27 protein-coding genes are annotated in these 26,334 nt (G+C 42.7%); 4 read left to right on the top strand and 23 right to left on the bottom strand.

Translation table 11 applies throughout. The features are described from left to right. Positions 1–1,232: 1,232 nt before the first annotated feature. The 3 genes from AC1TPC_RS21700 to AC1TPC_RS21690 are packed head-to-tail and all read right to left on the bottom strand — an operon-like array spanning position 1,233 to position 3,086. Positions 1,233–2,144, bottom strand: coding sequence for an ABC transporter ATP-binding protein (locus tag AC1TPC_RS21700; RefSeq protein WP_482068887.1), 912 nt, complete (start codon positions 2,142–2,144; stop codon positions 1,233–1,235). Positions 2,145–2,146: 2 nt separating this feature from the next. Beyond that, positions 2,147–2,833: a hypothetical protein gene (locus AC1TPC_RS21695; RefSeq protein WP_482068886.1), complete on the bottom strand. Its 687-nt coding sequence runs from the start codon at positions 2,831–2,833 to the stop codon at positions 2,147–2,149. Between the two features lie 13 nt (positions 2,834–2,846). Beyond that, a complete protein-coding gene (locus AC1TPC_RS21690) occupies positions 2,847–3,086 on the bottom strand; it encodes a response regulator transcription factor (protein ID WP_482068885.1) in 240 nt (79 codons plus the stop codon). A gap of 334 nt (positions 3,087–3,420) precedes the next feature. Here AC1TPC_RS21690 and AC1TPC_RS21685 point away from each other — a divergent pair, with 334 nt between their 5' ends. From AC1TPC_RS21685 to AC1TPC_RS21675, 3 genes are all read left to right on the top strand, one after another. After that, positions 3,421–3,624: a hypothetical protein gene (locus AC1TPC_RS21685; RefSeq protein WP_482068884.1), complete on the top strand. Its 204-nt coding sequence runs from the start codon at positions 3,421–3,423 to the stop codon at positions 3,622–3,624. Between the two features lie 110 nt (positions 3,625–3,734). Beyond that, positions 3,735–4,421, top strand: coding sequence for an ATP-binding cassette domain-containing protein (locus AC1TPC_RS21680; RefSeq protein ID WP_482068883.1), 687 nt, complete (start codon positions 3,735–3,737; stop codon positions 4,419–4,421). After that, a complete protein-coding gene (locus tag AC1TPC_RS21675; RefSeq protein ID WP_482068882.1) occupies positions 4,418–5,785 on the top strand; it encodes a hypothetical protein in 1,368 nt (455 codons plus the stop codon). Before AC1TPC_RS21680 ends, AC1TPC_RS21675 begins: the two co-directional genes overlap by 4 nt. Before the next feature lie 876 nt (positions 5,786–6,661). Here the strand turns inward: AC1TPC_RS21675 and AC1TPC_RS21670 are convergent. The 19 genes from AC1TPC_RS21670 to AC1TPC_RS21580 all read right to left on the bottom strand — a co-directional run bounded on the left by AC1TPC_RS21670 (position 6,662) and on the right by AC1TPC_RS21580 (position 24,852). Continuing rightward, positions 6,662–6,880 (bottom strand): hypothetical protein, encoded by a 219-nt coding sequence (locus tag AC1TPC_RS21670; protein ID WP_482068881.1) that lies wholly within the window; start codon positions 6,878–6,880, stop codon positions 6,662–6,664. A gap of 419 nt (positions 6,881–7,299) precedes the next feature. Continuing rightward, on the bottom strand, positions 7,300–7,860 hold the full coding sequence (locus tag AC1TPC_RS21665; RefSeq protein ID WP_482068880.1) for a 2'-5' RNA ligase family protein: 561 nt from the start codon (positions 7,858–7,860) through the stop codon (positions 7,300–7,302). A 507-nt stretch (positions 7,861–8,367) separates the two neighbouring features. Beyond that, positions 8,368–8,667 (bottom strand): hypothetical protein, encoded by a 300-nt coding sequence (locus tag AC1TPC_RS21660; RefSeq protein WP_482068879.1) that lies wholly within the window; start codon positions 8,665–8,667, stop codon positions 8,368–8,370. Continuing rightward, complete coding sequence (locus AC1TPC_RS21655; protein ID WP_482068878.1) at positions 8,657–9,154, bottom strand: hypothetical protein; 498 nt, start codon at positions 9,152–9,154, stop codon at positions 8,657–8,659. Before AC1TPC_RS21655 ends, AC1TPC_RS21660 begins: the two co-directional genes overlap by 11 nt. 119 nt (positions 9,155–9,273) lie before the next feature. After that, entirely contained in the window at positions 9,274–10,347 is a 1,074-nt protein-coding gene (locus AC1TPC_RS21650; RefSeq protein ID WP_482068877.1) for a Fe(3+) ABC transporter substrate-binding protein, read from the bottom strand. Between the two features lie 36 nt (positions 10,348–10,383). After that, positions 10,384–11,796 carry a HAMP domain-containing sensor histidine kinase gene (locus AC1TPC_RS21645; protein WP_482068876.1) on the bottom strand — a complete coding sequence of 471 codons (1,413 nt, stop codon included), beginning with the start codon at positions 11,794–11,796 and terminating at the stop codon, positions 10,384–10,386. Between the two features lie 2 nt (positions 11,797–11,798). After that, positions 11,799–12,488: a response regulator transcription factor gene (locus AC1TPC_RS21640; protein ID WP_482068875.1), complete on the bottom strand. Its 690-nt coding sequence runs from the start codon at positions 12,486–12,488 to the stop codon at positions 11,799–11,801. A gap of 131 nt (positions 12,489–12,619) precedes the next feature. Then, positions 12,620–13,384, bottom strand: a complete 765-nt coding sequence (locus AC1TPC_RS21635; protein ID WP_482068874.1) for a Rossmann-fold NAD(P)-binding domain-containing protein — start codon at positions 13,382–13,384, stop codon at positions 12,620–12,622. A 14-nt stretch (positions 13,385–13,398) separates the two neighbouring features. Then, positions 13,399–14,313: an FTR1 family iron permease gene (locus tag AC1TPC_RS21630; RefSeq protein ID WP_482068873.1), complete on the bottom strand. Its 915-nt coding sequence runs from the start codon at positions 14,311–14,313 to the stop codon at positions 13,399–13,401. A gap of 87 nt (positions 14,314–14,400) precedes the next feature. Further along, positions 14,401–15,882: a stalk domain-containing protein gene (locus tag AC1TPC_RS21625; protein ID WP_482068872.1), complete on the bottom strand. Its 1,482-nt coding sequence runs from the start codon at positions 15,880–15,882 to the stop codon at positions 14,401–14,403. A 26-nt stretch (positions 15,883–15,908) separates the two neighbouring features. Then, complete coding sequence (locus tag AC1TPC_RS21620) at positions 15,909–17,006, bottom strand: hypothetical protein (protein WP_482068871.1); 1,098 nt, start codon at positions 17,004–17,006, stop codon at positions 15,909–15,911. Between the two features lie 20 nt (positions 17,007–17,026). Beyond that, on the bottom strand, positions 17,027–18,592 hold the full coding sequence (locus AC1TPC_RS21615; RefSeq protein ID WP_482068870.1) for a nucleoporin-interacting protein: 1,566 nt from the start codon (positions 18,590–18,592) through the stop codon (positions 17,027–17,029). A 25-nt stretch (positions 18,593–18,617) separates the two neighbouring features. After that, positions 18,618–19,391, bottom strand: a complete 774-nt coding sequence (locus AC1TPC_RS21610) for a glycosyltransferase family 2 protein (RefSeq protein WP_482068869.1) — start codon at positions 19,389–19,391, stop codon at positions 18,618–18,620. Positions 19,392–19,450: 59 nt separating this feature from the next. Beyond that, complete coding sequence (locus AC1TPC_RS21605; RefSeq protein ID WP_482068868.1) at positions 19,451–20,923, bottom strand: alkaline phosphatase family protein; 1,473 nt, start codon at positions 20,921–20,923, stop codon at positions 19,451–19,453. After that, positions 20,923–21,882 carry a lysylphosphatidylglycerol synthase transmembrane domain-containing protein gene (locus AC1TPC_RS21600; RefSeq protein WP_482068890.1) on the bottom strand — a complete coding sequence of 320 codons (960 nt, stop codon included), beginning with the start codon at positions 21,880–21,882 and terminating at the stop codon, positions 20,923–20,925. Before AC1TPC_RS21600 ends, AC1TPC_RS21605 begins: the two co-directional genes overlap by 1 nt. After that, positions 21,882–22,244, bottom strand: coding sequence for a MarR family transcriptional regulator (locus AC1TPC_RS21595; protein ID WP_482068867.1), 363 nt, complete (start codon positions 22,242–22,244; stop codon positions 21,882–21,884). The genes AC1TPC_RS21600 and AC1TPC_RS21595 overlap by 1 nt, the downstream gene beginning before the upstream one ends. A 329-nt stretch (positions 22,245–22,573) precedes the next feature. Then, positions 22,574–23,677 (bottom strand): PAS domain-containing sensor histidine kinase, encoded by a 1,104-nt coding sequence (locus AC1TPC_RS21590; RefSeq protein ID WP_482068866.1) that lies wholly within the window; start codon positions 23,675–23,677, stop codon positions 22,574–22,576. Continuing rightward, the gene (locus tag AC1TPC_RS21585) at positions 23,670–24,323 is read right to left on the bottom strand and encodes a response regulator (RefSeq protein ID WP_482068889.1); all 654 of its coding nucleotides are present in this window, start codon (positions 24,321–24,323) and stop codon (positions 23,670–23,672) included. Before AC1TPC_RS21585 ends, AC1TPC_RS21590 begins: the two co-directional genes overlap by 8 nt. 82 nt (positions 24,324–24,405) lie before the next feature. Continuing rightward, complete coding sequence (locus AC1TPC_RS21580; RefSeq protein WP_482068865.1) at positions 24,406–24,852, bottom strand: GAF domain-containing protein; 447 nt, start codon at positions 24,850–24,852, stop codon at positions 24,406–24,408. A 291-nt stretch (positions 24,853–25,143) separates the two neighbouring features. Between AC1TPC_RS21580 and AC1TPC_RS21575 the strand changes: the two genes are divergently transcribed. Beyond that, on the top strand, positions 25,144–25,890 hold the full coding sequence (locus AC1TPC_RS21575; RefSeq protein WP_482068888.1) for a Crp/Fnr family transcriptional regulator: 747 nt from the start codon (positions 25,144–25,146) through the stop codon (positions 25,888–25,890). Positions 25,891–25,980: 90 nt separating this feature from the next. On the opposite strand, the gene nirD is transcribed toward AC1TPC_RS21575, so the two are convergent. Further along, complete coding sequence (nirD, locus tag AC1TPC_RS21570) at positions 25,981–26,334, bottom strand: nitrite reductase small subunit NirD (protein ID WP_482068864.1); 354 nt, start codon at positions 26,332–26,334, stop codon at positions 25,981–25,983.

Raw genomic sequence — 26,334 nt, 5'->3', positions numbered from 1 at the left:
GTTAAAGTCTGATCAAGTTCGAAACGTTCATTTTAGAGTAAATGGCAGAAAATTAAAGCAATTTTACGATCGACATCGAATAAGAGGTGCAGTGTCCACAATAAGGGTGTTTAACCGATCTGCAAAAATGAAAAAATAGAAATAAAGGCTAAGGACTATATGAAAAAAAGCTGAACCCTGGTTCAGCTTTTTTCATCGAATAGTCCACCTACAAACACAATATATGCGGACATAAGTAATATTACGATACTTAAAACCAGTGCTGCTACTATCGACATCGTTAACAAAATATTAAAAGGATCAATCCCAGTACCATTTTCAATTAATAGAGCAAAATCGTGTTGAGATAATGAAAAGAACATTCCCCAACATATAAAGGAAAACCAAATTGCCCAAATATTAATTATTCTCAGTATTCTCAGCACATGAAACCCCATTCTCCCTTCTTTTCCAATTTCTATTTTGTTATCATAAACCGTTATTATTTGAAAATTGGGATAGGGAATTGATTTGGCACATAATTCATAACTGGTTAGCGGGACATGTGCACGGACAAGTGGTTCAATTTAATGAAACAGGACTGACGATCGAAGTTATGGCATTTTCAACACTTTGAAATAAAGTTTTAAATCAATCTTCTTATCACCTTGTCGTCGTACTTTTTCTACCCAGCAGCTCACTTTCCAGCGGTAATCGTTCGTTCATATTTAAGTTAAATGTGTATGAAGGTTGGCATTTGGTGACAGCTTCGCTGGTTCTACCCCTAGATAACAGTATTTCGCTTAGATAAACTTTTAACTTTTTTGGGAACCCTCCGTTTTAAGGGTTCCCTTTTTTATTCGCCCAAGCAAGGTAAGTTCCCTTAAAGGGTGAGCGATCGATTTCCCGTGAAAGGCCCTACTACCGCTCCCACCTAGATCCCTGTTGGTTGATGAACCAATATACGAAGAAATTACGCTGGCGCTACCCGAATCATGTTGGAGAAATCGGGGAGGGCGGATGGAGACGAGACAGCAGAACACGAACCCAAGCGACCCCGGAAATAGCATTCGCGGGGGCCGAAGCTATCCTTTGCATATCATTCGGAACCCCCTTCCGAACCTTTCGAAAGAGGGTTCCGGGAAATCAGCTCATTGAAGTTGGAATGACGCTGTATCATATCACAGGTGAAGAAAACAAGCTTCGCATGGAGAGATACATCCGGACTTCCGATGTTGTTACTAAAACCCCTTCTATTCATGATTAATAAAAATTGCTTCTAGTGAAGTCGTGTCGACTTCTAAGCGGAAGATTTTCAAATGATGATGAATCGCCTCTTCAACAATCTCAGGAATGTTCTCTTCTTGGGTTACAATTAATTCAATACATTCGCCATCTACCCTGGTTATCTCAGCTAATAGCTTAATCTTACTTGACCATTGCTTGAAATTTTCTTCTTTATCATATGTGCACTTCATTTTCACTTTCATATCTTTCGTATGGGTTGTTTGCAATTCCTGGAGAGTACCCATTTTTTCTATTTTTCCTTGATGAAGAATCGCTATGCGATTACAAAGCTTTTCTACTTCATCTAGATTGTGTGAAGTCATAAAAATTGTAGTGCCTTGGGAAGCAAGCCTCTCTATAAGGCTTCGGATATGAATAGAAGACTCTATATCAAGTGTAGATGTAGGTTCATCAAGAAATAATAATTCAGGGTGGCCAATTAACGCTTGGGCGATACCCAATTTCTTTTTCATACCTAATGAAAATTGGCCTGCTTTCTTTTTATGATACTCACCTAATCCAACATCATTTAATAACTGAACCAAGTCTTCTCGTTTAGGGCTAAGTCCTTTAACCCTTGCAAAAAAAAACATATGTTGAAGGGCTGTCATATCATTGTAATAATTACTATTATCCGGTAGAACTCCAATACGTTGTTTAAACTTGTCTATGGCTTTATAAGACATATTAAAAATTTCAACACTGCCAGAAGTAGGAGGTAAAATCCCTGTAAGCATATTAATTGTAGTACTCTTTCCAGCACCATTCCTGCCTAAAAAGGCAAAAATCTCGCCTTTCTCTAATGAGAAACTAATTTCATTAACAACTTTTTTGTTTTTGTATTCTTTAGTTAATCCATTTACGGTTAATACACTCATTATCAGAGCTCCCTTCTCTCTATTGCTTTTACTGAGATTATAAGCACTATAATGACTTCCAATAAAGTAAAAACAAGTAAAGTTTGATTTTCCGACATGGAATAATAAGGAAGTACATAGCGCAAAATCTGAGCAGTAACTGAAGAATTCAATGTACTCCAAATACCTGCTGCCGGCATAGCCAAACCTAAAAACAAACTGATTATAACAGTGTACGAATGATTTACGATTAAAGTGGAAATCATCACAGATACACTAGAATGGAAAGCTATAAAAAGCCATAGAATTAATAGTTCTTTTATGAGAAATGTTTTCGTCAATATAGACACGGCCACAAACGAAACTAATGTTACGCTTATCCAAAAAAACCAAACGGACAAAAACTTACCAATTATGATATTTCTTCGAGATGTCTTAGTTATGAGGAGTCTTATTCTTTGTAACTCAATGTCTCTGTTTACGATATCGTGAGATAATATGTATATAAACAGTGCTCCAAGTATAAACAAAATAAAAGATAAACCAGCAAGAGCTGTATTTTCCGTCCCTCCTACCTCACTTTGAAAAAGGGAATTACTTGAAGTGAACCGAGCTGCCCAAATAGATACAAGGGTAATAAATGCTACTAGAAACATGGATTTTATACCTTTAATGAAACCTACATATTCCTTTAATAGGATCCCTAACATTGATGCCCTCCTGCTATATATTCGTTAACCCGTTGGTATCTTCTTTTCTGATTTCCTCTACAGTGAGTATCCGATTTTGTAGAGCAAATACAACGGCTCCTACCCTTGTCGTTACTTTAAACTTACTTATTATAGAGGTTACATGGTAGTCTGCCATACGCTTTGAAATATCGAGTATAGATGCAATTTCTTTATTTCCTTTTTCTTGTGAAATAAGTAGGAGCACCTTTTTTTCTTTATCACTTAGAATCATGTTTAAGCTTCCCTACCCAAAAGTATATTCTTCCTATAAGTCCTACTATCACAATACCTGAAAAAATATATCTTGCTGTGACAGCTTCCTCATAAAAAAAGATGCGACAAATAAGATAACCAATTATTCCGATAGTACTTACTATCTCAAACACTCTCTTCATTCGAACCATTCCTCTCCTATGTTTCGACATACAGTACCACACATGTTTGAAATATTACAAGCATTTTCTAAAAATGTCAATTTCGTCTAAATGCAATTGACAAAAATTTCATGCAAATATAGTATTTGCTATGGGTGAAGTCAGAGACTAATATCAAAGGAGGTAAATGAAATGATTGCAAGAATTCTTGCTTATATCGTAAAATATGGTAATAGGGCTTGGGATGTAATTAAAAATGCTCTTGGCTCTTTATGGTCGAGCTTTAAAGCAGCTTGGGATGCTGGTTACTGGGCAGCAACCAAATGGCTTCTTGAGAAGTCAGCTTATGTCGAAGTTGTCTATGAAGCACTGAAAGCAGCTTTCGGAATCGAATAAAAAAAAAGCTTAGCGCAAAGTACGCTAAGCAAAGTGCCTATAAGATAAAATCAAAGCTAAAAGTCTCTGACTTTACCTTCTTAAAACATTATAAGGAATTGATGTTGAAGATGTCAATTATGCCAATTTGTCAAAAATACAATCTAATTAATGTCCAAAATGTTTCAAAAAGTTTCGGTAAAAAATTAGTATTGCATGCTGTTAACTTTAAAATGCCTTCTGCCTCAATCTATGTTTTAAGGGGAGCCAATGGTGTCGGAAAAAGTGTTTTTCTAAACTGTTTACTCCGATATGAAAAGATTGATTCGGGATCGATTGAAATTGATGGAATACCAATAGCTGATAGAATCAATCTTAGAAAGAATGCTTTCTTCATTTCTTCAGATCATCAGCAATTCATTAATCTTTTAACCCCAAATGAATTTTTTTTGTTTGTTCAAGATATCTATACGTTACAGAGTCATCAAAAAGAACTTATTAGTCAATTAGCTGAGGATTTAAATGTTAGAAAGGAACTTACCAGCCTAATTTCCCAGCTTTCATTTGGAACTAAGAAAAAGATACAATTCATCGCCGCTATGCTTATATCACCAAAACTGTTAGTTTGTGATGAAATCTTTGAAGGATTAGATAACGATGCTGTAGTATTTATACAAAATTCCTTCTTAAAGAGAAAAAAGAACGGACAAGGTAACCTTATCACAACACATATACGTGAGTATGGCGAAGAAGTTTCAGATTGCACTTTTGAACTTGTTAATAATAATATCATTCCTGTCCAAGAAGGTTCATCATGAAAATATCAATGTACCGGCGGCTTTTAGAAATAGCTTATGATGACCCAAAGCGAAGTATTACAAAACAATTTCTTATTAATATTTCAAACCTTGGCTTTATACTTTTCCTTGTCCTTTTTGGAATAAAGCACCTTGGTACAGAAAAAGTGATGGAATATTACGTGGGCATTCATCTTTTATTACATATAATCATTTTATTTTTCACTTCGGCTGTCTTAAATAGCATAGATAAACTGACTACATTTTTGGGTACTACACCTATAAATCCTACAGTTTTTTATTATAAGGTCCACCTAACTAACTTTTTAGACGTTGCACATTTACTTGAATATCTTTTAGTAATTATAGTTTTTTCTTATTATGGCACTAATCCCATGGACATCTTCGTCTTTGTTGTTTTGTTGGAGTCATTACGGTTCTCGCGTGTTTATTTTGACTTTTTATTTGCTTTGTTAAAAACGTTCAAAAATTTACGGGTCTGGGTTTCTTTACTGATCCTTTGTTTCTTAATAACGGTTTATGTTCTAACAAAAAAACAAATCCTTTCCTTTTCGACATTTCAATTTTCTCCTACAATGACCGGATACATCATTTTAATAGTGGCAATTACTGGATTGCTCATAGGACCCGCTATAGTTAACACTCTTATGAATAAGCAAAATACACATTCAAAATTATATTTTGATTTTTCCCAGAAAATTAGCATATTAATTAGAAAATGTATTCCACTGTTAAGTTCAAAGAATAAAACTCTTTTAATCACACAACTAATAAGATTATCTAGAAGCGCAGATTATATAACTAGTTTTATACGGGTTTTTGTCGTAGTTCTAATTCTACTATTACTTAGTGATTTAGTACTTGTCAGATATATGCATGTTTCAAAAAATGAGTTTCCTGACATTTCATATCTCATATGCATAGTATCTTTTTTAACTATACAATTAGAACGTCCTGTAGTAAAACAATCTCATTTGGAAGAATTCCCTGTAGGCAACTCAAAAATACACTTCCTTATAGATACAATTGACGGCTGCCTATTGCTCATTTTTACTTCCTTATTATTTTTCATAGAAATTGGCATACAAAACGAATCTAAAGGAAGCCTGGGATTAGCATTTGTATCTTTTTTCATTTTCTTCTTCATTAGTAGAGGAATATATATAAGCTCAGATAAATTATCTGGTGCTCAAAAATTGGGGTATTACCTTCAATTCTTCATGCTTTCAATTCCAATTAAAATCTCATTTCAAATAAAGATACTAGCTCATTGGTACATTTATTTGTTACTGTTCATCTTGTCTGTGGGATTTTATTATAAAAAATATACCAAGATACGGTTGAAGACTGATGAACTGCACTAAGTGTATTGGCTAATCTAAAAGTGTATCACTTGCATAGCGTTTGCTAATGTAAATGTTGACCACAGCCAAGTCCCTGTTATGCTGAATGAAGATCAGCAGCAAGGGGGAAAGGGCATCTACGGTATGGTAGATAAAGAGTATGTAAGGAAACGCCACTTCGTCGACGATGCGGTGCGATCGGCAGCGGGGAGCTGCCATCGTCTCCGACTCGTGCTGAAGGGGTAAGGATGGCGGTTTGTGTTATGCTGTTAACTCCTACGTTTGGTTAGCGCATGAACATCAGTAACGGTATTAGTGCAGCAGCTCCACCACTAAAGATTTTTGCCCTGGCTTCAAGCTGTAGCGTGTTATCTTTCGAGGAGCACACCTTTGATCATAAACCCGCGTTTCGACGGTTAATCTTCCCCAATCGGGCGGCCAAACCGCGCTCCCTTCCGTTCCTTCTCCGCCTCATATCGCTCGCGCATCCGCTACGAATGGCGCTTCGTACTCGCCAGACAGCTCCTTATCCTTTCAGCGCGGATACTCCGATCTCTGTGACAGCTACGCTGGTATTACCCTGCTAAGACATCTTTGGAATAAAAAGAACCAATTTCCTGCTAAAACCCATTGGTCCAATTTACCAGGCGTTTTCTACAAATTTCTACATTTTCCCCCATAGACGTATACCAAAGAATATACCTATAATGAACAAGCCAGTACTAACAAATATGACCTATGCAGTTCAAGTCAGTAACTGGTAATCAGTCATCACACCAAAAAAGACAAGAAGGTTAGGAAGATACATGATGATGTTGGGGATGACAACGCTTAAGAAGCATGTGCTTCAACAGCGAGCTGCCATACTGAAGCAACACGAAGTCTACGGTTATCTATTTAGCCCGAACAGTCTGTTCTATATGGTGCACGGGTTTCTTGTCTATTTTTCCAGTTTACATATTCGACCTTATTTTTCAAAGACAGTGCTGTTTGGACAACCTTATTTCTTTTGGCTTCTACAGATGAAGCAGCATCGACACTCGCTAATAATGAGGAAGCTGGCAAACTGACGGCTAACATCAAGATTGCGATTTTTGTTTTAAATCCTTTTTTCATAATCTATTATCTCTCCTTTTTGTTAGTCTCATATGTATTATAAATATCTTTTATAAGAGCATTAAACCAGCAAAAATTTGTATGTAAACGTCTTCTATGTGTTAATGGTTAGAAAAAACCAGCAGTAGTGCACCTTTTATTCTTTTTAGGGAGAGTTGGCATTGCCGGATGAATATTTTCTTTCTGGTTGTATACTTTACGGTGTGTTACAATGAAAAACTTTGTGTTCTCTTAATCAATAGCGGCATGGTGGTGCTCTAAAATAAATAAAGTGTTGAAAAAAAATAAAGTATTAGACTGACCCCAATAAAAGGAACAGCGGCAGCCATGGACGAGAAAATAAAGTCCTAGACTGCCGCTATTTTATGAACTATCGTTTCCCTTTGGCGTAATGGTTTAAGTTTGTACAAGAGATTAAACTAATTGAATATCTTCATAAGGTACGTACTTATCAGGTACGACTTTTTATATACCCGAACGTGCGTCACAGTAAAGGTTGGAAAAGGGTCTAACGCATTTCTTGACTCGGATTTCATCTCTTCTATTTCTTGTTCATTCATGCCCCAATATGTTTGCCCCAATGTCAAATGAGGTATGTAACTGTCCAATTCAAAATATCTTTCGATATGTTCCTGCGAGGGCTTTACGGCTTCAACCAAACGCCTATGCAGCTCAAAAATCATATTTGATTTAACGCTTATGTAGACAACAGAGCTGCCGAACGACGCCGTTTCAGAGAGTGATAGCTGAAAAGACGAAAACGAAGAACATGTCTCTTTGATTTTATCCATCCAGACCAAGTCCTGAGTAAGTCCTCCTTGGGCTTTTACTGTGATATGAGGCTCCGCCACATCCAAAATGCGATTACTAGTCCAACGATTTTGAAATTTGACTATTTGTTCATTGTACTCATTTGGAGGAACAATACCTAAAAATACTGCATTTAATTTCTCACCTACCCTAAAAATGAATCTTTTCATCTATCGTGTCTCGTAACGTTCTAATGACGGGTTCTCCCAATTTTCTTTATTTATATCTTAGCCTGAACGGAGTTCGAATATGAACCTAATTAAGTCATCTTTTGACTGTACGTGCGGGACAAACTCATGAAGTTCCATCCGATACCTTCTCTGCTATAAGGACTTTTTTGTTGGGTAACCTTAAGGGTAACGTTCAGCGACCATTAGAACCGTCTCTAGAACGAATAATATACCTCTTTTCCTTCGAGGAAATCACGACACAGCGTGCTACATATTTTTGATTACTTTCGTTCAGGGTACAATACTGCATAATCGTTCTTCTTCCACTTATCTAGAGAGACCCAGACTCCATTTTGTTTTAAGATATCGTCACGTCGGAAAAACATCTGCTCAACGTAGCATAACATTACTGTCCCCATAGTATTCCCCCTGTGTACAACTATAGTTCCCCATTAATTCAGTTAACTTGGTTAGAGTAGCACTAGTTCTTGGATTCTTTGCATAGTGTTATTTTGATTTGTTTGTTGCTTTATGTGCAACCTCGTCAATACCAACGATCTTACGGAATTTCCATTGGATCTCCCTATTCAATGGGCTGTCATATTCCCAGATATTCTTATACAGAATAATGCTGACTGATCCATCGTTTAATTCCAAATTTTTATAACCATCTGAAAATGCAAGTAATTTATCTTTTGGGATAAATGAGAAATACTTATGTCCAAACCACATTCTCCATGTAGATCCAAACCAAATCCCTTCCTTCGTAAAATGATTATGTCCTGGGAGAGATTCCTTATCGATCATTTTCTTTGTCTTTAAGAATGAAATGCGGCTTAAATGTAACTTGTTCCAAGGGTTTATTAGCTTTTATAAACGCTCCAATTTCCGTTTGGTTTTGCCAATTCTGATCTTCACAAGAAACTGCATAGCCGACTATTCCATTATACATCTGAAAAAAATCAGTAAATTTGTTCGCAATTTCATTAATTGAAGTTTTTTCATAGACAGACTTGCTAAACATACAAAGGATCGAAGGAAGTTGAAGAACGCCTTTTGTTAAGGTAAAGGAACTCGTATCATCTTTTAAATCTAATTGAAAATAAACGTCCTCATCCGAAAATAACTTCTCTAGTTCTCTATAAAGTTGGTTTACATCGAACTTACGTTCAGTTAGTTTAGTCCTCATCTTATTAGGGCTAAATAATACTATTCCATCTATCCATTTTTTAATGTTCTGAAGTGTAACGATCTCCTCAGGAATAACTATCTTCACAAATAATGTATCTTCCAATTTGCCAGCCCCTCCCATGGAAAAGTGACTGCATTCAAAAGTCAACTTCACTCAGAGCATACTCTTCATTTCTTTCATCATAAGATCTCAGCAATGACTTTCATCACCTAATTACGTTATCAAGTCCAATTCACTCTTTTAAAGATTTCAATCGCCTTTTGCCGGTAAACTTCCATATCAGCGAAATCAAGCTGCTGCGACTTGAAAGCCCCCCAGGATTTGATAGGCGCTGGCACCTCTGCTTCTTCATTGACCGGGAATTCATAACTCCCATGCACCAATAGCGTTTGGCCTTCCTTACTAGTCATATATTCAACCAGCTTTAAAGCATTGTCTCTGTTCTTCGAATGGCGAACGAGTCCGATTCCGCTGATGTTGAGATGTGTACCCGTCGTCTCCTGATTTGGGAAAAAAACACCCAAGCCTTCCGCTATTCGAACTTCTTCGGCATCTTTAGAGGCGGCAAGCTGCCCCACATAATAAGTATTCATAATAGCCACATCACCGATGCCTTCAGCAATGGCACTAGCTTGGTCGCGATCCCCGCCTTCCGGCTTACGCGCGAAGTTGTTCTCGATTCCTCTGGCCCACTGCTCCGCTTGCTCTTCTCCGTTTATAGAAATAAATGAAGCAAGCAATGACTGGTTATATAGATTGGAATACGATCTAACCAGCACTTTGCCCTTCCACTTTTCATCAGTCAAGCTTTCGTATGTCGATAATTCCTCCGGATTAACCCTATCCTTCGCATACACGATGACCCGGGCTCGCGTAGCAACGCCAATCCAGACATCTTCCGGATCACGCCACTTGGCCGGTACTTGCTGGTCAATAACTTTGGAGCGCAGCGGCTGCAGCACATTCTCGCCCTTGGCATAGTTTAAGACGCCTCCGTCAACGGTAAAGAACAAATCCGCCTCGGAATCCTCTCCCTCCTGCTTTATCCGAGCTACCAATTCCTCCGCCGTGCCTTTGATTTCATTGACCTTTATTCCTGTTTTCTCCGTAAAAGCATCGAACATGACAGAATCGGCCTCATAATGCCTAGCCGTATATACCGTGACATCGCCGTGTTCCTTATCTGTTTCTTGTACAATTGGCTCGGAATGATTTTGAGGTTCCCCGCTGCCGCCTCCAAGCCCGCATGCCGTACAGACGATAGAAAGAAATAATACGATCAACAACTTTCTCAAGCTTCTTCCTCCTCAATCTTTTACCGTACCCGGTTTCTATTCGTGAACTAGACAAGGCAAGCTGATGGTTACCGTTGTACCGGAAAGCTCCTCGGAACGGAGGGCAAGCGTACCCTGATAGCGGTCAATCAATCTCTTGGCAATTGCAAGACCTAGCCCATTGCCGCCTTGGTCACGGCTTCTTGCTTTATCTACTCGATAGAACCTGTCCGTAACGTACGGTAAATCCTTAGCAGGAATCCCCATGCCATAATCGACGATTTCAATAGCCATCTGTTGCTCACTCGCGTAGGCTTTGACGGATATGACTTTATGCTGCAGAGAGTATTTAACGGCATTGTCTAAAATAATGAGTAAAATTTGCTCCAGATGCTCGTTGGAAATCATCAAGCTCGTGCCAGCAATCCGCTCCAAATCGGTTTCCAGTTCGAAATCAGGATGAATCAGAGCGAAGCGATCTACAATTCTTTCTATTACTTTCGAAGGATTGGTCTGCAATGACTCGTAGACATGAATATCCTGCTCAGCGCGAGATAAGGCCAGCAATTCCAAGACAAGCCCCTTTAGCCTTGCAAACTCTTGAAGTGAGGCATCAAGCGATTCGCTCAAAATAACAGGGTCTTCCTTCCCCCATCTGCGCAGCAGAGCTAGATGGCCTTCGATGATGGCCACTGGCGTCCTCAGCTCGTGGGAAGCATCCTCGACAAACCTGCTTTGCTGACGGAATGAATCCTCTACCTGGTCCATCATATCGTTAAACATCATCATTAATGTTGATATTTCATCTCCATTTAAAGCAGGCCGCATTCTTTCCTGCATCCCCTTGTTCTTGATGTCTCTCATAGTCTGAGCCATCGCCTGCAGCGGCTTAAGCATACTTCGTGTAAGCAGCCAACCGACCAAAAAACTTAACAAGACTGCGCCTAAAGCGAAATAAAACATAACCCGTGATATTGTCTTTGTTAAATCCTCGAATTGTGCCAAGCTCTTTACAATTTCCACTGAGCCGGAAAACTCGAATATCGTTAGAGGACTTTTCATGACCAATAAGGAGTATCCGTCCTGCCTGTAAATACTAATCTCTTGCTGCGAGTTTGATTGGTGCTTCATCCAATCGTCCGGCACGTTATTGGTTATCGTTATGAGGGGAATATTATCGGCTCCAATGATGCGAATCCGTTGATCGTCTCGATTTATTTTATCCAAATAATTCCTTATATTCACCTTGTTTTCGGGCTTAAATTCCTCTTCCTGTTCGAGAAAATAGTTCAAAATTTCATTCATGCTGTGCTGCACGTTCTTCTTCTCGCGATGAATAATCCATTTCTCCATAATCATGTACTGCAGCGTGTTATATCCGACGAACAGCACCATAATGAGCACGGTTGACCATAATGTCAGCTTGAACTTAATCGGCATTCGAAAGAAGAAGCTCGTCCATTTTTTCAAGCTCATTTTCTCATCACGTATCCGATCCCTCTCAAGGTTTGTATATAGCTGGTTTCACCCGGATAGTCGATCTTGCGACGCAAATATCTAACGTATACATCCACAACATTCGTATCAACCGCTACCTCATAGCCCCATACTTTATCCAACAATGTCTCACGGTTAAGCACCCGGTTCGTATTGCTTAAAAACACCGTGAGCAGATCATATTCGCGTTTGGTCAGTTCGATCGGCATACCCGCTCGGCAAACCATTCTTCTATTGGGGTCCAGGCTCAAATCCAAATAGGCGAGGATGGGAAGCCGATCATTCACATCTTCCTTGTACAATTCCCGCTGTCTTCGAAACACTACCCTCATCCGTGCCAGCAGCTCTTCTATAGCAAACGGTTTTGGCAAATAATCGTCAGCTCCGCAGTCCAGTCCGTGTACACGTTCCGACACGCTGTCTCTTGCGCTTATCATAATAATAGGCGTGTATTTATGGGAACGAACCCGCCGGCATATCTCGAGACCATCCATGCCAGGCAGCATAATATCGAGGAGAATAATATCCCAATCTTCAGTGAGCGCAAAGTTCAGCCCTACATGGCCTTCAGAAGCAACCGTTACAGAGAAAGACTCGTGCTGAAGTTCAAGCTCGATAAATCGCGACATATTTTTCTCGTCTTCAATTAGCAATACTTTTTTCATTACGCCTTTTCCCCCCGCAGGACTAAAGCCATGTCCTGATATTGGCCGTAACATTTGTATAGGTTATACTTTCCTTTTATTGAAAATGATTATCATTATTATATATATTTTATTCGATAACCGTATGCCATTCAATCATTATTTTTAATAAATTGTTCATTTCTAAGCCGCAGAGACCGCATTAATCCTACATTTATGCCTTTCTCGTCCGCTTGATGGAGAATCGCGTTCAAGTCCTTAGGAAGACACTTTCCGGAGAAGCCGCGATTGTCCTCGTAGACGAAGGTGTGGCTTCTGCCTATTCTTGGATCTTCCAGCCACACTTCCCTCAGCCTGGAGTAATCGACATCAAAAGCTTGCGCAATATCGTAAAATTCATTGCAAAAAGTTACCTTCAGCGCCAAATAGCAATTTTCCATATATTTCGCCAGCTCCGCGGTACGAGCCTCCGTTAGCACGAATTTAACCTCTGCGTTGCATACGCTTTGATAAGCTTTTACGGCAAGGTTAACATCCCCTGATGAACCGCCAAGCGTCAGCCAGCTTCTCGCAACGAGGTCCGTGAACGGATGCGCTGCCGTTTCTCCGTAATATTCGGGCTGAAAGACAATCCTTTTGCCTGTTGCCTCAATCTGACTGTCGGTGAAACCAACGGGGACGGTAGATCGAATAATAATAACCGAGGCATCCAGCCAAGTTAGTACTTCCTTCACAGTAGCGGTGTCGCAGCTGCCGTCTGCAGCTTCAGGCGTGGGCACGCATATAAATGCGGCATCGCAGCAGGAAAGCTCCTCCCGGCTCCCCATTCCCAAAGGCTCGTCGTAAACCGTCGCATCCGGGAATAGTTTGAACATCGCTTTACCGACATGGCCAAAGCCTATGATTCCGATTTTCATCTTCCCCACGCTCCTTATAGAGACTCTGTAGACTGCGTGTTCTCGTATCGTTTTTTCTGAAAACCAAGCAGAATGAGTATTATCAGATAATATGCCCAGTATAGGACAAATTCTTCAATGGATGGATTTTGTGTATAGCCGAGAAATGCTTTAAAGAAAATGCCAACTTGCCCGTTAATCAAGGGTTGCTCGCCGTTATCGCGAATGTACTGCATTTCGTCAAGAGGATGCTCAGGCATGAACGCAGTCAGGTTGTAAATCTCGCCAACCTCGCCGCCAGGCGTTTTGAAGAGTGTGCCCATCATTCCGATATCCTGCAAGATCCCGACAGCTTGTACAAGCAGCCCTCCTGCAATCATGACGAGGAATATGCTGGTGATACGGAAAAAGGTTTTAAGCTGAATTTTTTTCGTTCCTTTAAAAAATAAATAGCCTACAACGAAAGCTAATATGAGCCCGAACAACGCCCCCCAGCTTTGCAACGCTAATTGGATATCTCCGCCTGTAATCGCAGCGAAAAAAAACACGGTTTCCACGCCTTCCCTTACGACAACCAGGAAGGAATGGATAATCATATTCAGCACCCCGCCGACGGTAAGGATCGAGGCTATTTTATTCTCGACCTGTCCTTGCAAATTCCGGCTTTGCTGGCTCATGAATAAGACCATATGAGATAGAAGTACGCAGGAGACGAGCATAATGCCAATCTTCAAATAATTTTGGCTGCCCATCGTTCCGAATCCGGTTAATACCGTTTGAAACACTAATGCGGTGCCATAGCTCGCCGCCAGCGCGAGGACAACTCCGACCCAAACCCATTTGTTCCACTGCGTCTGGCCAATCCTCTTTAGATAGGTCATGATAACACCCACAATTAAAATGGCTTCGAGCGCTTCACGAAACGTAATCAGAAAGGACTGCAAATTCATCTTTAAGCCCCCGTTCTTTTTGTAAAATATAATGGCGGAAGACACCTGCGTTATATGCGCAGGCGTCTCCCGTTACGAGATTATGAATTATCTGAGAATAATGATTTCATTCTTTTCGTAGAAAACGCCTTTTCCGAACAACTCAGCGACTGCGCGCAGTGGAATAAACGAGCTGCCTTTCTCCACAACGACCGACTGGTCCAGCTTAACCGTTTCGTTAAGTTTACCGTCTTGAACGATTTGATCGGAACCAACCTTCAGCTCGGTCTTTTTGCCGTCTTTTACAATCGTAACCGTCTTCGTATTATTCGCGTAGCTTACTTCAGCATTGATCGCATCTGCAATTAAGCGAACGGGAACCAGTGTCCGGGAAGTCTTCTTATTGATATAAGGGGCGCTTACCGCCGTACGGGACTGTCCATCGACCTTATACGTTTTTTCATTGACTGCAATTTGAGTGCCGTCTTTCACTACAAGGTACTTCAGCATTTTAAAGGAAGCAGCTTTAGCTGCAGGAAGATCCGACTTATCGATAGCGTCAGCGAACTGCTGTGCATACGCCGCTGCTGCTGCATATTCTTCCTTCGTGAAGAATACTTCCTGTGTAGACAAGAACATATTGCCTTCCATTGCATAGCCGCGTGCGCCTTGCAGATCACCGTCAGCTAATTTCGTAAATGCATTCGTTACGTACTCAGATACTTTGCCAATCATCGTACGCTGTAGAGCTGCCTGAATTTTTTCTTTATCCACTTTACTAGCATCTCCAGATGCGAATGCATTCAAAACGTAATTTGCATCCTCCACGCTTCCTCCTCTTAAATAGGTGTATACAGGGAGGAAAAGGAAGTAGCCTTCCGTAACGGCAGTCGGCTGGTCAGCGACAGGCTTGGTAGGAATGTTCGTTGCATAAGTAAAGGTTGCAAGCGTGTAAGTTTTGATTATTGTTTTATCCAAAACTTGCCGATGCACGTTGAAATCATTTACATTCTTATCTTCTAGATCCTTCAGCAGCTGCTCGATTGTTCCTTTCAGAATGCCGACCATGTCTAGTCCGTACGCACTATCCCGTTTGGTTACTGTACTTTGAATGACATCTTCATAAATTTGCACGACCTTGTAAAATTCAGTCTTTGCGGAATTGAAATCTTCTTTCGCCAGTGCCGGTCTTACATTCTTGCTGATCAAATCACGCAAACTGAAGTAGAAGTACCATTGGAGCCCTTTATCTACAGCTTGCTTAGCTTGACCCGCAGAAAGCGTTCCTTTAATGGCATTGTCCAGCACAAAAGAAATATTCTCATCGATCTTAGGATCGTCAGGCTTGATGATAGCGTCAATTCGTTTAACATCCGTTTGGAACTTATCTACGTAAAATTGTTGAACTGCTTTAAGATCCGTCTTGTCCGTGAACAAAGCCTTGATTTCCGTAAAAGCCTTTATTTTTGCGGCGATATCCGCATCCTCAGTAATTTTGAATTTCGATTCCGCGCTAACCGCGGAAGCCAACATAAAGAAGGAAGAAAGAACCAATGATAGACTGACTAAGATGGATAATAATTTACGCATTTTCATCTCTCCTAAATAAAGTTTTTTTACAATAAACCTTTTTTACGAATAAACCATATAACCCCGGCACCAACAATAATGACGCCCGCGATAGCGAATAGCGTAACGAATGAATTCGTTTTGTCCGTCCGCTCCATCGGAGCATGCCCCTCTTCCTGCGCCGCTTGCTCAGATGCAGCAACCGTTGAATCGGAGGAGCTCGGCTCATCTAACACTTCCTCCGATGTTCCTTGGTTAACGGTTGCGTCGGATGCTGCAGGTTCTTCCCCTGATCCCTCGGTTGCCGGTGCCTCAGTCGTTGGTTCTGCCTCCGGGCTTGCCGATACCAATTGCTCCGGATTGGAGCTTGGAGCTGTGCTCGGTGTTGGCGAGGCTGCTGCCACTTCTTCTACAGCAGCCGCCTTCTCGCTCGGGGAAGGCTTAACGGTAGATACTGGTGCCTTGCTTGCTGTCGGTTTCTGTGTTGCGATAAGTTTCGGAGCAGCAGCAGGTTCCTTAACGGGCTTCTCCTTGCTTGGTTCTGCAGCTGCCGGCTTAACATACGCCTTGTAAGGAAACAGCGGCTTAACCTTCCCGTAAATAAAGTTTACCTTTTGTTTAAAGGTTTCCGGATCGGCCTCCTTCTCTCCTACCCCGAACAAACCGGGATTGCCGAGCGCCTCCAAGGCTTCATCGAAAGCATGATTGAGATCATCCGTGCCGGATTCCATATAGGGCGATAACGTATCAAAGGTTGCCTTCGCTTTGGCCAGAAGCAGCTTGGCACCGGCATAGTCGCTCACATCCTTCAGCGCATACGTGAATCGGCGATCCAAATTCATAACTAGAACGGCTTTGTAGTTAGCCGTTAATAGCTTGCTGTCCTTCGCTTCAACATTTTTGTCGAGCGTAATCGCAATGGCTTCACCAAAATGCGATTTGATCTCCGAGCGCCTTACTTTATGAGCCTCTTCGATACTTTTCCAATCAGGATTACTCCCGCTTGCTGAACTGACGATGAGCTTGAAGGTCTCGGCAACATCCTCCGTATTGGCATCCCCATAGGAGTACGCCGAAACCTGAGCCGGTGAGAGCCATAGCAATAATACAACCACCGCCAGCCCGCATCGAAACCATTTTGACACTTGTACACTCTCCTTCTGTCTTACTCGTTTTTCATTTGTTGCTCCCCCGGTCTCATCCATTCATAAAGGGTAATCCGTGAATAGACCGGGTCAAATAAATCCTCTGACACAAATTCGGCAATGGGAATGACTTGCAAGCCCGCACCTTCATGCTGCTGCACAAAACCTTCCAACACATGATCCGTCAAAAACACCCGTTGCCTTGTTCCCGTCTGAGCTAGCGAATGAAAATAATCGAAGGTCAAAATCTTCCGATGCTCATAGCTCGCTTGCAAGTAGCGGAGTACCCGCGTTTCTTCCCAAGTGTACAGAACGAGCGGTTGCTTCAACGATTCCATATAGTCGTTCAATTGATAGACAGCAGGCTGTTGCTCGGCTTGAAGCTTAAGCAGCTGTGCTCCAACCGCGAATTGAATGGCGATTACGGCAGCTAAGACCAGATAGATCGCTGCCGCTGCAGCCTTGCCCCACTGCCAGCCTCGGATGCTGTCCGAAGCTCTGCTTAATAATTGCGCCGTTCTTACAGCTGCAGCATAAAGGACCAGAAGCATTGGACCAGCAACTGGTGCAATATGGCGGGGCTTTTCAATATTTTGGCCTAATAAAACCCAAACGCCGTAGGCAATCAGACAAACCAGCAGCCATTTGCCGAATTTTCTATCGGAAAAAGAATTCTCAACGCCGCCTTTTAGCTTCCACATCCCTAAACCCGTCAAAGCTAAAAACAATATATAAAACACAGCCAATGCTGCCGAACGGCTAAACCATACATCCCGAATCAGGTGATCGGTGACGAGCGTTACAAATCGTGTGACGATTGGTACTTTCAAGTCTGCGACCCCGCCGCCCCATTCGGAGAAATGTCCCGAAACAAATGCGACGGACAGCTTCCAGAACCCCTGCAGCGTGCCTTCGGACTGGATTAGCCCTGCGATCCAAATGAACTGGGCGCCTCCAGCGGCTGCAATCGCCATAATCAGTCTTCGCAGCCTAGTGCGGCTGTCTGCAAGACTCGTGTATTGGAAGACTAGCAGCAGCACCAAGGCAATGCCAAAAGGGAAGTAAGATAATCGAATTCCCATTAGGATGCTAAATAATAGCAGCACTGCCCCTAGGCGGGCATTGGAATGCGGGCGATCTGCCGCCCATCGCACACTCCAGAGATACCACCATAGCACGGCGATTCCCGCACATTCTGACATGGGACGCGAGCCCATAAGCCACAAGTACGGCAAGGATAGAATACCTACAGCTGTCCAGATTGCAGGGGCCAGCCCTATGTATCGCCTGGCTAGCCAAGTAATGGGAAGCGCTGCGCTTAAAGCTAATGCTGCATTCCAAATCATCAAGGATTGAACTGGGTCCGTCACCCACTTATGAACCAGCTTTGCTCCTGCAATGAAATACGGGTACCCCGGAAAATGAGGCTGCATCGCGAGCAAGTCGTACCGATCCACCGCGAGTACAAAATCCACTTCGTCCCATGAGCGTACAAAAGGGCTGGCAAAAAACAAATTAGAACAGAAGATTAAAATAAGGAAAATAGAAGCTGCACTTATCGATAAATGGCGGACGAGTCGATGCACGATTTCCTGACCTCCTCTAGTCCGGTTACCGCAGCGCTTGCTGACTCGGAGCTTCATGCACTTGCCTGTTCGGTGCAACATAGGTGGCGCGAAGGGCAGGACGCTTCATTTCCTTATAAATAGCCGGTATGACAGAAGTGACATATTGACGAAATTTAATGAAGGACTGTCCCTGTGTCCTCACCCTGTAAGCAATAGGAACCTCTTGGAGACGGAAGCCCTTCCTCAGCAAATTCAAAGTCAGCACTTGGGCATAGTTGTAATCGTGAATAATTTCCGCGCATTCCATCGCTTCCCGAGAAAAGCCTCTCATGCCGGACTGGCCGTCATATATCCATTTGCGCAGCAGCACGGACTGGAGCAGCGTAAACAAGTAATTGCCTAGCCTGCGATGCAGCTTCATCCCTGCAATGCTCCCTTTAAACCGCGAACCGAATGTGTAGTCTGCCACTCTATCTATAATTGGAGCGACAACCTCAGGAATTTGCTCGGGCGGATACTCGTTGTCTGCATCAATCATCAAGCCAATATCCGCATCCAGCAGGCAGCATTGCCTAAGTCCCTCTCTAACGGCAGCCCCTAATCCCCTGTTCGTTCCAAAAGAATATACATAATCAGCTCCAGCCTGCCTAGCCACCTCTACTGTTCGGTCCTTCGATCCATCGTCGATAATGACGACTTGCACGTCATAGCTCGGATGGAAGTGTCTCGGGACGCGCTCAATGACGCTCGCAATATTGTCTTCTTCATTATGCGCAGGTATAAATACGATGAGCTTCTTGTTACGGGTGGATTTCATAGCATTCCTCTTTTCATTAAGCCATTTCCTTGAGGCTGAGGTTAAGGTGAAGCCCCGGATTAACGCTTGAACGCATCCGTCAACACTTGTCCCCGGCTAGCGCCTGGATAAGGAGCGCCTAATAAATAGGCGAGCGTCGGCGCCATAGAAATTAAGGAGTGTCTCTCATCGACTCTGCAGCCTTGGCGTATGGTTGGACCATGCAGGAAAAATGGTACAAACCGTTCTCCTTCATCCAGATGACCATGTCCGCCAATACCGTCTGCTTGCCCGTGATCGGCGCATACGATCAACGTTGTATTTTCCATCATGCCTTGGTCTGTCAGCCACAAGGCAAACTCCTCAATCAGCCTATCGGCTTCGGCAATTTTCTGTAAATATTCATCGTATAATACGCCCATGCTATGACCGGTTTGATCGACAGCGATCATCTGAACAACGAATAAATCCGGATTTTGCTCGGCCATTATTTTTTTGGAGCGGTCAATGATATTGCGGTCGGCTTTGTCATTGTGCATAACAGCCGTTACGCTCTCCACATCGTCGCCCATGGAGTCGATCAGATGAGCGATACCGAGCAAGCGACCTCTCTTTCCTACCTTCCGCAGCGAGTCGAAAATACTTTCCACCCGAATGCCGAGCTTCCATACCATATTGGAACGAATGCCATGGTCTTTAGGATGAGCTCCGGTAAACATGGAAGAAAAACAAACGACCGTTCTTGCCGGATAAACCGTCTCCATCTGCGTGTACTCGGTTCCTTCCAGCCGCAGCTTCTTGAGAAAAGGGGCATCGGCTTCTTCAAAGCGCTCCTTGCGCATGCCGTCAATGACAATTACGATGACCTTCTCATTCACAGCCTTTCCCGTCCTATCAGGCGCTTCTGTGAACCCAGTCGTCTCTTTTGGTTTCCAATCGAACAGGTTAGCATGCAAAATCCAGCTATATAGACATAAGCAAGCTGTGAATAGGCCAAGTAAAACAACCTCATCCGCGAACCCGGCAGCAGGCCAAGGACGCTCTCCAGAGAAATACAGCAATCCGTAAAAATAATTCCACAGAAGCAGCAGCAGCAGCAGCTTAGGCAGCTGTTCCTGTGCATTGCCGCTAGTCGAATCGCTGTTCTTGAGCACTAGCTTCCAGAAGCGCTTAAAGTTCCACCATGACGTACCGATCCGCATTCGGTAATAAAACGTTCCCCAGAAAAACACGGTAAAGAAGAAATACAATCCAATTGCCGTCGCATGTAGAGAAAGATTGTGGGGTTCCCATAAAAGCAGTGCAGCTACAAGAGGCAGCCACAAATAGCTCCGGAGAAAAAGCGGGAAATCGAAATAATAGAATAAAAAGAACAAAGGTAATATGAGCAGCAGACTTAAGCCCGCACCAGCCCAGAAACGACTGTCCAGCCATTGATCTGACCGATACAGCAAAAATACGGATGCGGCAAAAATCGGCGTAAACGGTTTGCCCTCATTTAGAAGGTTCCAGCATCTAGCAGCGACAATCTCAAAAGGGGAAGCCTGTTTCATCACAATGTCCTTTCGCGCGCATGATTCTTATTTAGAGAAGGCTTTCGCGGTATTTGAATCCACTTCTTGGCTTCGCGCAGACCAATTGGCATTCGGATCAAAGAATAAGAACCTAGAATAAAAGCGACCGCGAATTTAAATGCATGTGTCAGCAAAGCAGTTGCGTAGGCTTCTTCCCAGCTAACGCCAAGCACTGCGAGCGAACCGCTTAATGTACTCTCGTAGGTTCCTATTCCACCCGGTGTAACATGAAAGATCTGGCCTGCGATGGTTACGCTATTAACCCAAATCGATGAAGCCGCACTTAACGGTATGTCACCCATGCGGGCAATACCAAACAAAATTACTGCTTCCAGTATCCAGCTCACGGCAACAAGGACTAGGATATAAGGGCCTTGCTTTGACATTACGATTGCTTTGAGCTGCTCCCAGTGTCGATTTATAAATGGCCAGCGCCGAATCGGCAACCATTTCAAGGCCACTGCTGCAATAATGACCAATGCTCCCATGACAGCAAACGCAAGCCAAGATACAGCCATTCCTAGCCACAACATGCCAAAGGCAGCAATCGCTCCAAGCACAAACATGTCAGTCAAACGCATAATCACGACTGTATGGAGAGCATTATCCCATCTCATGCTCGCCTTCTTCATTAAAATACCTGCCCGTACAAGGTCACCAACCTTGATTGGCAGCAGGTGATTGACCAACAGGCTGTAAAAGATACCATGAAGATAAAGTCCGATTGCGTGTTCACGGCCTGCGTACGCTTGCCAGGCTGCCGCTTTGAGAACAAAGGATAGAAGATAAACGACAAACATGAATATTAGCCAACCCGGCTGAACAAGCACCACGTGTAACCGTTCAAGCAGTTGGTGTAGATCGAACAAACGCCAGCTCAGGAGTAAAAAAACAATGAAAAGGAAAAGTCCGGCTAGTCCAGTGAGTTTTCGCCCCATCATCCCACTATGACGCCATTTGACCGCTTAGGCTCTTGGGCAAAATCGAGATTCGGGTTGCGCTCCAGCCACTTTAGCCGCTCGCGCTTCGCTTCCTCCCAGACCCGGAATCCGGTTTTCGTAATCATCATATATTGACCGTCATCCTCTGCTCTCACGATAAAGCCGCTGGCGGTCAGACTCTGAGTCACTTTGCTTACTGCATGTACGGTCATCGTCAGAATATCCGCGAGTTCCTCCGACGTTATCGTTCCTCTTTCAATGAGGATTTCCAGAACTCTGTATTTGCTGCGTTGTGAACGTGGTTTCCTTTGTGCATGTTTTTGATACTTTCCGGCCTTGATTAGCGTCTGAGCGTTCAACCCTCCACCTCCTTCGAAGCTTACCTTCCGGGCATGTCTAACTATGTTTTGATAATGATTATCATTCCGAAGTCATTTGCAATTATATCGAATGAAAATGAGAGAATGATGTGAAAAAATATTTTTTTTATAATCTATAAATAAACCCTCGGAAATACAAAAAGTCCCGATGCCTTAATACTCACCGGGACTTGCCTTTTTATAATCAAATTTTCGTCATTTATGTAATAAATGTTTGACGTGTAATCGTAATAATCTCATTTAATTGTTTGCTAAGCGCTAGATTGCTCGGCTTGATCAGTTACAAGCTTTATTATTCGTTATAATATTTATCTCGGTATCGTCAAAACTACTGTTGTGCCTTTCCCTACTTCTGAAGAGATGTCCATCTTGCCGCCAATGCTCTTGGCTCTTTCCTCCATACTAAAGAGACCGACACCTTTGGAACTGCTATTTCTCGCAAAGCCATTCCCTTTATCCTCAATTCGTACCTCTATATATGATTCCTTGTCGCGAACGGCCACATTGGCCTCTGACACGTCTGCATACTTCGCAATATTCGTAAGAGCTTCCTGGATGACTCTATAGATCGTTGATTCTTCAAGAGCCCCTAACCGCTTGTGCAAGCTGTTTTCCAGTTTTACACTTATGCCATAGTGGCCTGTATAATTTTCGATATAAGTACGAATGGCAGGGAGAACGCCTAAATCATCCAATACGGAAGGACGAATTTGCCACGCAAGACTTCGTACTTCTTCAATGATGCTGGAAACATTTTGCCGGAGCTGCGCTATTTCCGAATCAGGTTCCTCTATGATCAATCTGTCCATCTGAATTAATAGGGAAAACAAACTCTGCCCAATACCATCATGCAGCTCGCGAGAGAACTTTCTACGTTCCTCTTCCTGAATTTGCAGCACCTTCGACATCATAATCTGCAGTTCTTCCTCTACCCGCTTCAGCTCCGTCACTTCATTACGAATCGCCAAATATTGGTATGGTTTTCCTTCCGCATCGACAAAAGGCACAATCGTTGTATCTACCCAATAGAAAGATCCATCTTTCGCCTTGTTTTTGATCTCTCCGCGCCACACCCTGCCTGAAGAAATAGATTTCCATAAGTCCGACATAAACGCTTTGTCATGATGACTGGAATTAATGATTCTGTGGTCATTCCCCAAAAGATCTTTACGAGGATATTTGGAAATTTCGCAAAATTTATCGTTAACGTATTGAATATTCCCTTTAGCGTCAGTGACTGCAACTATCGAAGACTCGTCAAGCGCAAACTTCACATCGGATAGCTGCTTAAGGGATTGTTTCAGGTCTTGAAGAAGCGCGGTCTCCGAAATATGATTGTCTAGACGAGCTAGCAATTGGTTAACATTCTCGCCAATCACTTCCGGATAGTGGCTTTCCTGATCCTTATTCAAAGTTCAACAATCCCTTCCTTGCCGCATACTTCACCAATTCCGGCCTTGTTTTCAGTTCTAACTTTTCCATAACATTGCTTTTATGGGATTCCACCGTTTTCACACTAATAATCAACTGTTCAGCAATTTCTTTGTTGGAAAAACCTTTCGCAATGAGAGCCAATATTTCCCTCTCGCGTTCCGAAAGCGTTTCAAACGTATCCCTATTCTCACCATTCTTAATCCGGTCCATATATTCATTCATCAGCCTCTTGGTGGCTGTAGGGTATAGATATGCATTTCCTGCTGCGACAGAGCGAATAGCTGTCAACAACTCGTCATGCGGGGCGCTTTTCAATATATATCCTGAAGCTCCGACATGTATGGCTCTAAATAAGTACTCATCATCATCATGCATAGTGAGAATAAGAATAGCCAAATCGGGCATCAATTGACGTAATTTTTCCGTAGCCATTAAGCCATCCATGCCAAGAGGCATGTTCAGATCCATTAATACAACATCCGGTTTAAGCAATTGCGCAGCCTGTATGCCTGCTTCGCCATCAGCCGCTTCCCCAATGACTTCTATATTATGTTTCCCGTTCAGCAGCATCATAAGTCCTGATCTTACGACAGCATGATCGTCCACTACCAAAATTTTCAGCATTCCATCCTCCATTTCGACGCGGCTCATTCCGCACATCTCGTGTCTTAATCATAACAAAAAAAATGAATTCCGTTAATGGAATTCATTTCGTCATATCTTCGTTATGTTCTTCTATATATGACATCAGTATGCGGAGGCTTTCCTGGGCTGCACGTATTTCATCTTCTTCATATCTGGCTCGTGTTCGCTTTCCGATAAACAGCAACCCTCTCATTAGGGAACTATCGTTAATGATTGACGGAAAGACGGTTGCCGCTTGTAATTGTTCAGCTAACATAACCGGGCATTCGCGTCTTTCTTGAACAAGCTTCGGATTCGCATCATCGAGCTTCACCCATCTGCCCAGGCGCAGCGCGGCTCCAGCCAATCCTTGCCCCGACTTGATCACCATATGCTGATAGCGATTGTTGCTGTTGCCCACAGCGTACTTCCATTTCAAAGGTGCGGTTTTATCTATAAAAGGAGCCAATGCGACAAAATCGCTCGAAGTTAGTTTTCGTATCTGTTCTAATTCTTCCATAATGTTCATCCTAGTGCTTCCCATCCCGGCCACTTCCAATCTTTTAAGCCATGCCAAACTCCCTCACAAACCATTGTAGACGATTATTAATTTCTTGTAAGTCAGGGAAAACCCTGATTTACGCATCAGGGTTTTTACTTATCGGAGGCTCGGGAAAGTAAGGGTTTGAACTGTGATATTCCTCACACCTTCGTAGGGAATATCGCTGCAAAAGATCAGTGGAACTCCCGATTAACAAAAATAGTAAAAACTCTTATCATAAAAGTAGCAAACAATGTTGAGGAGTTGGTCCACATGGCCATGAATATTCCGGTAATAGAAGAAAAGAAAGCAACCACTAAATCAGGAACCGTTCATCATAAAGGGATTATGGCATTTTTCTCAGAAACAAATTTTGATAAATTAAAGAGTATTATGTACCTCAAGCAAGCAAAGAAAGAAGAGCATTTATTCTGGGAAGGCGACACCGCGGACAGATTGTATTATGTCGTAAAGGGCGGCGTACGCATCACGAAGATGTCGGAGACGGGTAAAAGCTTTATCTTGTATCTGCATCAAGCAGGAGATTTATTCGGTCAAATCGATCCCTTTCAAGATTCTGTCCAAAGTTTTAACGCTGAAGTGACCGCAGATTGCGAAATAGGCGTTATTTTGCGCAAAGATCTTGAAGTTCTATTATGGCAGCATGGAGATTTAGCTATCGAATTTATGAGATGGATGGGTCTTGTTCATCGAATGACCGAAACAAAGTTTCGCGATTTAATGATGTACGGCAAACCAGGCGCTCTTTGTTCCTTACTGATCAGGATGAGTAACTCCTACGGCGTTCCAAAAGGCGAGCATGTGCTGATCGATTATAAAATCAACAATACGGAAATGGCCGATATGATCGGCTCCACCCGTGAAAACGTAAATCGGATGTTAAGCGATATGCGTAAGGAAGCTGTGGTCGAATTTCAAAATGGACTTATTGTCATTAAAGATATTGCCTACCTCCGCGATATTTGTCGTTGCGAAAATTGCCCTTCGGAAATATGCAGAATGTAATGAAATACGTTTTTCCTATATGAGAAGGGACTCCAGCGTTAGCGGGGTCCCTTCTGTACATAACTAGATCTCATGGGTTCAGCTATTCAGCTATTCAGCTGACTGCTCGATACCGACAAGGACGATATCCCCTTCTATACGTACAGGGAACGTATTCACCTGCCCGGTGTCCGGAAGCTGAACCTCTCCCGTCAACAAGCTTATTTTACAGTCGCGAAGCGGACAATATACATAGTCCCCGCTTATAAGACCCTCGGCGAGAGGGCCTCCCTTCTTATGTCCTGTTCTATTCTCGAGTGCGTATACGGTGCGTTCGGACAAACGGAATATGGCGATCTCCGGTTCACCGCCGAGCTTAACGACTTTCCCCAAATGCAGTGGGAAATCCGCAAGATTTCCCACCGGGTAATAGCTCGCATTACCTTTACTCCTCATGGCTTCCAT

The organism is Paenibacillus sp. Y280 (genome assembly GCF_056786335.1).
The sequence above is the reverse complement of the archived record's forward strand: the minus strand, read 5'-3'. Positions and strand labels throughout refer to the sequence as shown.

Bases quoted from the DNA above. Each gene is read 5' to 3' on its own strand.
- AC1TPC_RS21700 (WP_482068887.1), bottom strand. From the start codon at position 2,144: ATGAGTGTATTAACCGTAAATGGATTAACTAAAGAATACAAAAACAAA.
- AC1TPC_RS21695 (WP_482068886.1), bottom strand. From the start codon at position 2,833: ATGTTAGGGATCCTATTAAAGGAATATGTAGGTTTCATTAAAGGTATA.
- AC1TPC_RS21690 (WP_482068885.1), bottom strand. From the start codon at position 3,086: ATGATTCTAAGTGATAAAGAAAAAAAGGTGCTCCTACTTATTTCACAA.
- AC1TPC_RS21685 (WP_482068884.1), top strand. From the start codon at position 3,421: ATGATTGCAAGAATTCTTGCTTATATCGTAAAATATGGTAATAGGGCT.
- AC1TPC_RS21680 (WP_482068883.1), top strand. From the start codon at position 3,735: ATGTCAATTATGCCAATTTGTCAAAAATACAATCTAATTAATGTCCAA.
- AC1TPC_RS21675 (WP_482068882.1), top strand. From the start codon at position 4,418: ATGAAAATATCAATGTACCGGCGGCTTTTAGAAATAGCTTATGATGAC.
- AC1TPC_RS21670 (WP_482068881.1), bottom strand. From the start codon at position 6,880: ATGAAAAAAGGATTTAAAACAAAAATCGCAATCTTGATGTTAGCCGTC.
- AC1TPC_RS21665 (WP_482068880.1), bottom strand. From the start codon at position 7,860: ATGAAAAGATTCATTTTTAGGGTAGGTGAGAAATTAAATGCAGTATTT.
- AC1TPC_RS21660 (WP_482068879.1), bottom strand. From the start codon at position 8,667: ATGATCGATAAGGAATCTCTCCCAGGACATAATCATTTTACGAAGGAA.
- AC1TPC_RS21640 (WP_482068875.1), bottom strand. From the start codon at position 12,488: ATGAAAAAAGTATTGCTAATTGAAGACGAGAAAAATATGTCGCGATTT.
- AC1TPC_RS21635 (WP_482068874.1), bottom strand. From the start codon at position 13,384: ATGAAAATCGGAATCATAGGCTTTGGCCATGTCGGTAAAGCGATGTTC.
- AC1TPC_RS21630 (WP_482068873.1), bottom strand. From the start codon at position 14,313: ATGAATTTGCAGTCCTTTCTGATTACGTTTCGTGAAGCGCTCGAAGCC.
- AC1TPC_RS21625 (WP_482068872.1), bottom strand. From the start codon at position 15,882: ATGCGTAAATTATTATCCATCTTAGTCAGTCTATCATTGGTTCTTTCT.
- AC1TPC_RS21610 (WP_482068869.1), bottom strand. From the start codon at position 19,391: ATGAAATCCACCCGTAACAAGAAGCTCATCGTATTTATACCTGCGCAT.
- AC1TPC_RS21605 (WP_482068868.1), bottom strand. From the start codon at position 20,923: ATGAAACAGGCTTCCCCTTTTGAGATTGTCGCTGCTAGATGCTGGAAC.
- AC1TPC_RS21600 (WP_482068890.1), bottom strand. From the start codon at position 21,882: ATGGGGCGAAAACTCACTGGACTAGCCGGACTTTTCCTTTTCATTGTT.
- AC1TPC_RS21585 (WP_482068889.1), bottom strand. From the start codon at position 24,323: ATGCTGAAAATTTTGGTAGTGGACGATCATGCTGTCGTAAGATCAGGA.
- AC1TPC_RS21580 (WP_482068865.1), bottom strand. From the start codon at position 24,852: ATGAACATTATGGAAGAATTAGAACAGATACGAAAACTAACTTCGAGC.
- AC1TPC_RS21575 (WP_482068888.1), top strand. From the start codon at position 25,144: ATGAATATTCCGGTAATAGAAGAAAAGAAAGCAACCACTAAATCAGGA.
- nirD (WP_482068864.1), bottom strand. From the start codon at position 26,334: ATGGAAGCCATGAGGAGTAAAGGTAATGCGAGCTATTACCCGGTGGGA.